We start from the raw sequence: 6,183 nt of genomic DNA on the forward strand, positions 1-6,183 counted from the left end.
GCGTAAACTCCCGCAAAGCGCTTGCACCGTCCCTACGCCAGTATGAACTGGATCAGGTTCAACGGGTCACTGCGCCGCGAAAGCCAGCAGTATCTCAGCCCCTTGCCGGGACTCCCCTGGTGAATGCTCCGAATTGAACGAGCCGGCGCTATCTTGTCAAGCGCATTCGGCCCGAGGCGGCGATCGGCGACCAATCAACCCTGGGGACGCACGCAGGTATCGAGAGCAAGTCACGCCTGGAGGAGCGCGAAGCACCCACGATAGGCGAGCCAGCATGCGGATTCGAAACCTTCCAGCACGGCATTTTCGGGCTTTCTTGGACCGACGTTGCTGCCGACAACTGGATGTAGCCGCGTGGGCTATACGCCCCGCTTGTTTCCCCAAAGCAGAACATGAAGTTGCGGCAGTACACGCGCCTCGAACCACCTGTCACGGGTCACCTTTTCGATCAGCCATTCCATGCGGTTCATCACACCGGCCATGTCGATCAACGCGTCTTCGTTACCGGGACGCGGCGGCGTGTGATTGCCGGGCTGCAGATAGACGGGCAATTGCGGGTAGCGCGCCGCGGCGTCCTTGGCATAGGCATAGTCATCATCGTCGAAGACGACGAGCTTGAGCGCCATCCGCGGCTTATCCTGCGCCGCCTCGACGCAAGTGTCGAACGCGGCCCAATCTGTCGTCATTTCGCTTGAGGGTGGCTTGGGGCTGAGCACCAGCACGTCGAGATCCGCGAACCATTCCTTAGGCACCGAGCCTTGGGTTTCCAATGCAAAGCGGTAGCCCTCACTATGCCCGTGGTCGATCAGCGCGCCAAGCGGTTGGATGGCCGGATTGCCGCCTGACAGCGACACCATCAGGCGCTGACCGCCGGAAAGCGCAATGACCTTTTGCCAGACCGCGTCGGTTGACATCATCTCCCAATCACGGCGGAAGCGACTGTCCACCGCATGCAGGCTGTCGCACCAGGAACAGCGATAATCGCACCCGCCTGTTCTTACGAACACCGTGGGCAAGCCGATCAGCATGCCTTCGCCCTGAATGGTTGGCCCAAAAATCTCGCTCACGCGGATTCCGGGCTGCATTGCGTAAGTCATGGCCGGTATTCCGCCCAGGTTTTCGGCGTCTCACTCACCCGAACCGCGGAGGTTTGTGGTAGCCGAACCTTGCACCAGTCGTAGAAGTGCCTGGCCAGACATTCCGCTGTCACACGGTCATGCCCAAGAACGTCGTTAAGATGACGATGGTCGAACGTCGCATCGATGTAGTGCTTGAGCGCCGCCAGGTCTTGGTAGTCGCGCACAAAGCCATGCTCGTCCAGTTCGCCACCTGAAAGCTCCACTACGACGATGTAGTTGTGGCCGTGTAGACGCGCGCACTGATGATCTGGTGGCAGGGAGGTGAGCTGATGCGAGGCCGAGAAGTGGAACTCTTTGGTAATGCGGAACATCACGCGCTCCTTGTCTGGACAGCGTGGAGCCAGAAGTCCGCGTCCTCATAATCTGTCGGGTCGGCAATGCCGGCCAGATCGAATGCTTCGCGCCGTTCGACGCATGTCCCGCAGCGACCGCAATGACGTGCGCCGCCCTTGTAGCAGGACCAAGTCGCCTCGAACGGCGTGGCGTACCTTGCCCCCTCGCTGACGATGTCGGCCTTCGACATATTCACATAGGGAGCGTAAAGGCGGATATCGGCATAGCCTGCGAGCGCATGGTTCTGCATCGCCTGAAAGGCGTCGATAAAAGCGGGCCGGCAATCGGGATAGATGAAATGATCTCCGCCGTGCACGGCAGTGGCCACCGCATCGGCCTTCTGCGCGGCGGCAACCCCGAAGGCGATAGCCAACATGATGGCGTTCCTGTTCGGCACCACCGTGATTCTCATGGAGTCTTCGGCATAGTGCCCGTCGGGCACGTCCACATCATCGGTCAGCGCCGAGCCGCTCAGGTTCCGGCCGACATCGCGGATATCGACGATCTGGTGTGGAACACCCAGCCGCTTGGCGCAGATGGAGGCAAAGCCGAGTTCCTTTTTGTGCCTCTGGCCGTAATCGAACGAAAGCAGGCCAATGAGTTTCTGCTCGGTCGCCACCTTGTGAGCGAGCGAAACAGAGTCCAATCCGCCGGAGCAGATGACGAGGGCATTCATGGTTTGAGTCCTTGTTTTGACCGGGTAAGGCTGCGACCGGAGATTTCTCTGCGTTCCCAGTACTCCACGGAGCCGGTTTTGTGAATGGGGTGGACGCGATTGAGGCGCACGTATCTTGGTGTCAGGGTCCCCAACATGACTTGCACGCGACTTGTCGCGCATCTTCGACCGCCAGCGGCCGGTCACCGCGACCTTGGAGCATTGGCAGGAGACCCCCGAAGTGGTGCGCAGCGCGATTGTCGAGACGGCGACAAGCGGTGCATTCCCCGACTTGCCGCGCACCAGCTCATTGCATGGACAAATCGCGCGGCTTGTCCGGTACAGCGGGGAGAACCGCGACTGACGCCCACCGGACCTAGAGGCCAAGAGGCGCCGAAAACTATGAGGAGGACGTCACTACGATGCGGTCGGGCAGACAAAGCTGTCCGACCAAATGGAAGAAGACCGGCGCGAGGTGCCCCAGTGGACGAGGTACTGACTTTCGGTCTCGGGTTGCCCTTAAAGAATCAGGCGGCCTTGCGTTCCTTCAAAGCCTTCTCAAAAGCATCCTTGATCGGCTTGGAGACGTCCTCGCTAGCTCTCAACATCAATGCCTGGAGGGCCTTGGTCTGCTCGGCGGACGTCTCGATCTGTTTGCGCAGGAATGCGGTCTGCAGTTCGAAGAACTCGGACGGCGACTTCACGGCAACCAGTGCTTCGAGGTGCGTGAATCCGGCCTCGGCATTGGCTTGCAGAGCCGCAATCGTCTTCAGGAGCATCTCGTTGCTGGTGGTCTTGGCCATTTCAAAGGTCGAGTCGAAAGCCTTTTGAGCCGTTTCGGCGTCCGAGCTCAATTTGGAAAATACGTCCTTCGAGTGCTCAACGCTCTGATCGGCGACAGCGCGGACATGCTCGGCAGCCTTGGACGGGTCGAAGGTAGGGAATTCGGCGTTCTCGATCGTTTCAGTCTTGCCGGTGATCTTGGACATTGTTCCATCCTTTTCCAGGGGCGGCCGCAAAGCAAAGCCGCCTCCCTCATCTACGAAATCGCCGCAACGGATTTATGAAGCTGACATGAATTTGCGCGAGTGGGCTGAACCGATGCTGCGCGATTGCGGGTCATATAGGGCATCACACAGACCCTGGGGACGACCGCTGCGAACCGATGGCGTCGAACTCATCGAAGAAAAGACACCCCCGCTGGACTGCGATCGCTTCGAAAACCAGCGGCAGACGAAATGGCAGTCTCGCCTTTCAACTTGCCGATTAGGCCATCATAAACAACCATGAAGAGCGGCAACTTCAACTCGCCCGCCAGCGCTGCGGCGGTCATCATCTTTTGCCAGAACCGGGCGGCCCGCCCGGAGCCTACAATCACAGCCGGAAGAAAAAGCGCGTCGACTGGTTCCGCTTGCGGGTTGCCCCGGTCGGTCGCTCGATTGACAGCTTGGTACGAGGCGAAATTCCCAAATTCAATTCGAGCAGATGTTGGTCCAACGCCTTGTCAGCCGTCGTCAAGCGATGGTTCAGTCGCAGATAATCCATCCAGGTCGGGGTGCGGAAGGTTTCTGTCCAAAGCAAGGGATCCTGAAGATCGCGCTGGAGGTTCCAGTGCCGGGCACCGACGCGGCTTTGCACGCGCCGTCGTTCCTGCATGCGGTCCAGGAAAGCTTCGACGTTTGCCTCCGGTATTGAGTACTCGATCTTGACGACGATCGGCCCGCTTCTCGGCTTCAGGTCGAGAGCGAGTTGTGGCGTTTCGAAGCCAAAAGGATCCTGATCAGAGTCTTGCCATTGACGGATGGGCATCAGGAGCCCGGTGGCCGCGACCATTATTAGCGCACCAGCGGAAACCTCGAGGGCCAAGGTGAGCGAATAGGTCTCAGCCACTGTGCCCCACAGCCAACTGCCGGCCGCGATACCGCCAGACGAAAGGGCATAGTGGATCGAGAGCGTGCGACCGACGACCCACCGTGGGCTTGCCAATTGGACACTCACGTCAAGCCCTGTCCAGGTGACGACCCACCCCGCGCCGCCGAGCGCCAGCGCAATAGCCGCCACAGCCACTGAGGAGGTGAGGGCAAGAGACAGACAACACGCCGCACAGGCAATGCATGCCAGTGTTGTTAGCCGCTCCTGGGACAGAGACCGCCGCAAGACATTGTTGCAAATGCCGACGCACAAGGCGCCCGTCCCGAAGCCGGCCATCAGGACACCATAAACGATTGGTCCTCCCCCAAGTTGATCGCGGGCAACGAGAGGCAGGAGCGCCAGTATGGAGATGCTGGTCACGCCAAAAAGCGCTCCACGCGCGATGGCCGCCTTGATCTCCGCCGAAAGGGCCGTGAAGCGCGCTCCATCATGGATGGCAGTGGTCAATGGCTCGCGCGGGAGAGGTGAAGCGCGAACATCCCATTTGCGGCGCCCTATGGTCCATAGCAGCGCTACATAGGTCAGCGTCGCCACAGCGAAAGCTGTCAGAGGTCCAAAGGATGCAACGACGACGCCACCCAGCGCCGGGCCGACGCTTCGAACGGCGTTATATCCAACCGAGATCAGCGTGACCGCGGCGGGAACTTCGCGTTTTCGCAGGATATCGCCCACCGACGCGTGCCAGGCAGGATCGGTGAAAGCGGCGCCCGCTCCAGCCAAACAGCTGAAGGCGAGAACCATCCATGGATTGAAAATCCCCAGCGCCGCAAGAACAGTCAGCATCGCCGAGGACAACGCTATCGCGCACCAGCCGGCGAACATGAGATTGCGGCGGCTGTAGTTGTCAGCCAGGGCCCCGGCGAAGATCGATAGGACGAATACCGGCAGTGTGGTCGAAGCCTGCACCAGGGCGACCATCACGTCCGAAGTCGAGATGGTCGCCATCAGCCAACTGATGGCGACGGTTTGAATCAGCCAGCCAAGGCTGGCGACCTGCGTGGCAAGCCAGATCGAACGAAAGGTCGCATTCTCGAGCGGCGCAAATGTCGCCGACGAAGCTGGACTCGCATCTTCGCGCGCCACCCTGCTCATTGGGTTGAGCCCTCCCTCGGTCTATCGGTCGTGTTAGAGGTGCCCTCCCGGCGCACGTGCCCATGGAGGAATGGCACCATGAGCGCATTTTGTCGGGGCAGCGCAAGATATTTCTTTACCGCTGGCACTCTGGCGCAAGCGATTACTTCATCTGGAATTGCCACCAACATGCTTTCGTGATTGCTGGGCCTATGCCACGTCCTCGCTTGGTGCCCGAAAAGAATTTCCCAGGCTACGCGTACCTGCCTGGCAAATATCCGCATCCGGTTCGCGACCCCTTGGGTCACAGTTACCAAAGCGACCCGCTGACCGTTGTTACGGTCGAGGAATCGCTCAGCTCACACGTGTTCCGATGGGGCATCGACCTTTTCAATCACGGCTATTACTGGGAAGCTCATGAGGCGTGGGAGCCTCTATGGCATGCTGCCAAACGCAGCGCTCAGCATCGCCTGTTCTTCAAGGGATTGATCCTGTTGGCGGCGGCCGGGGTGAAGATCCGCGAGGGAAAGAGGGTCGCTGCCGCGCGCCATGCGACAAGGGCTGCAGCGCTCTTTCGTCAGGTGGGGCTTCTGCCGAGCCGGCTCGTTGAGGCCGCAATCGGAATGACACCCGCCGCCCTCGCGGTAGAGGCCGAAGCGGCCACAACTTTTCCGACTGTTTTGCGAGATCCGACACCTGGCCGGCGGCCTGAGCCCGTTTTTGATTTCATCCTCGCACCCAATCCGAGAGCGGCTGACTTACTTGGATGCGCTGCAGGTCTCTCCTGAGCAGTCCGACAAGGCAGCCTCGATCCTGAAGCAGTCGACCTACGGCTAGGCCCGGATCTGGCGGAGCACCCAAGGCAGGCGCCGCTTCCATCGCTGACCTCGCGGCAAAGGAACATCTTTCTGCCAGCGCTTTAATTTGCGACTTCGTCTGCCTCGAGTCTGTGCGTTCGATGCTTCCGGCATCGGCGCTTCCTCAACCGTCGGCGGCTGAGGAAGCGATCCGTCGGGCATGATCACGCCCTTGGCGTCGGATACTGTGTCGCCG

Annotated in this window: 7 protein-coding genes, 2 pseudogenes and 1 riboswitch; of the genes and pseudogenes, 2 read left to right on the forward strand and 7 right to left on the reverse strand. The window is 60.2% G+C overall.

Annotated features, from left to right (window positions below; all coding sequences use genetic code 11):
* Positions 1-11: 11 nt before the first annotated feature.
* Positions 12-128, reverse strand: a riboswitch (TPP riboswitch).
* A gap of 231 nt (positions 129-359) precedes the next feature.
* From queE to queC, 3 genes are read right to left on the reverse strand one after another with little or no spacing between them, the layout of a single operon-like run.
* The gene (queE, locus tag EN943_RS33830) at positions 360-1,097 is read right to left on the reverse strand and encodes a 7-carboxy-7-deazaguanine synthase QueE (RefSeq protein ID WP_127416233.1); all 738 of its coding nucleotides are present in this window, start codon (positions 1,095-1,097) and stop codon (positions 360-362) included.
* On the reverse strand, positions 1,094-1,450 hold the full coding sequence (gene queD, locus EN943_RS33835; RefSeq protein ID WP_127416234.1) for a 6-carboxytetrahydropterin synthase QueD: 357 nt from the start codon (positions 1,448-1,450) through the stop codon (positions 1,094-1,096). The genes queE and queD overlap by 4 nt, the downstream gene beginning before the upstream one ends.
* Positions 1,450-2,148, reverse strand: coding sequence for a 7-cyano-7-deazaguanine synthase QueC (gene queC / locus EN943_RS33840; RefSeq protein WP_127416237.1), 699 nt, complete (start codon positions 2,146-2,148; stop codon positions 1,450-1,452). The genes queD and queC overlap by 1 nt, the downstream gene beginning before the upstream one ends.
* 151 nt (positions 2,149-2,299) lie before the next feature.
* Here queC and EN943_RS37830 point away from each other — a divergent pair, with 151 nt between their 5' ends.
* A complete protein-coding gene (locus EN943_RS37830; RefSeq protein WP_164778521.1) occupies positions 2,300-2,491 on the forward strand; it encodes a hypothetical protein in 192 nt (63 codons plus the stop codon).
* A 163-nt stretch (positions 2,492-2,654) separates the two neighbouring features.
* On the opposite strand, the gene EN943_RS33845 is transcribed toward EN943_RS37830, so the two are convergent.
* The 3 genes and pseudogenes from EN943_RS33845 to EN943_RS33855 all read right to left on the reverse strand — a co-directional run bounded on the left by EN943_RS33845 (position 2,655) and on the right by EN943_RS33855 (position 5,151).
* Positions 2,655-3,116 carry a phasin gene (locus tag EN943_RS33845; protein ID WP_127416235.1) on the reverse strand — a complete coding sequence of 154 codons (462 nt, stop codon included), beginning with the start codon at positions 3,114-3,116 and terminating at the stop codon, positions 2,655-2,657.
* A gap of 160 nt (positions 3,117-3,276) precedes the next feature.
* Positions 3,277-3,486, reverse strand: a pseudogene (locus tag EN943_RS38640) (AAA family ATPase); the annotation flags it as partial.
* Positions 3,487-3,501: 15 nt separating this feature from the next.
* Positions 3,502-5,151, reverse strand: coding sequence for an MFS transporter (locus tag EN943_RS33855; protein ID WP_127416236.1), 1,650 nt, complete (start codon positions 5,149-5,151; stop codon positions 3,502-3,504).
* A gap of 62 nt (positions 5,152-5,213) precedes the next feature.
* Between EN943_RS33855 and EN943_RS38645 the strand changes: the two genes are divergently transcribed.
* On the forward strand, positions 5,214-5,918 hold the full coding sequence (locus EN943_RS38645; RefSeq protein ID WP_245476077.1) for a DUF309 domain-containing protein: 705 nt from the start codon (positions 5,214-5,216) through the stop codon (positions 5,916-5,918).
* Positions 5,919-5,963: 45 nt separating this feature from the next.
* Here the strand turns inward: EN943_RS38645 and EN943_RS38050 are convergent.
* Positions 5,964-6,183: pseudogene (locus EN943_RS38050) on the reverse strand (hypothetical protein); the annotation flags it as partial.

The sequence above is a fragment of the Mesorhizobium sp. M7A.F.Ca.US.006.01.1.1 genome (assembly GCF_003997935.1).
Taxonomy (GTDB): Bacteria; Pseudomonadota; Alphaproteobacteria; order Rhizobiales; family Rhizobiaceae; genus Mesorhizobium.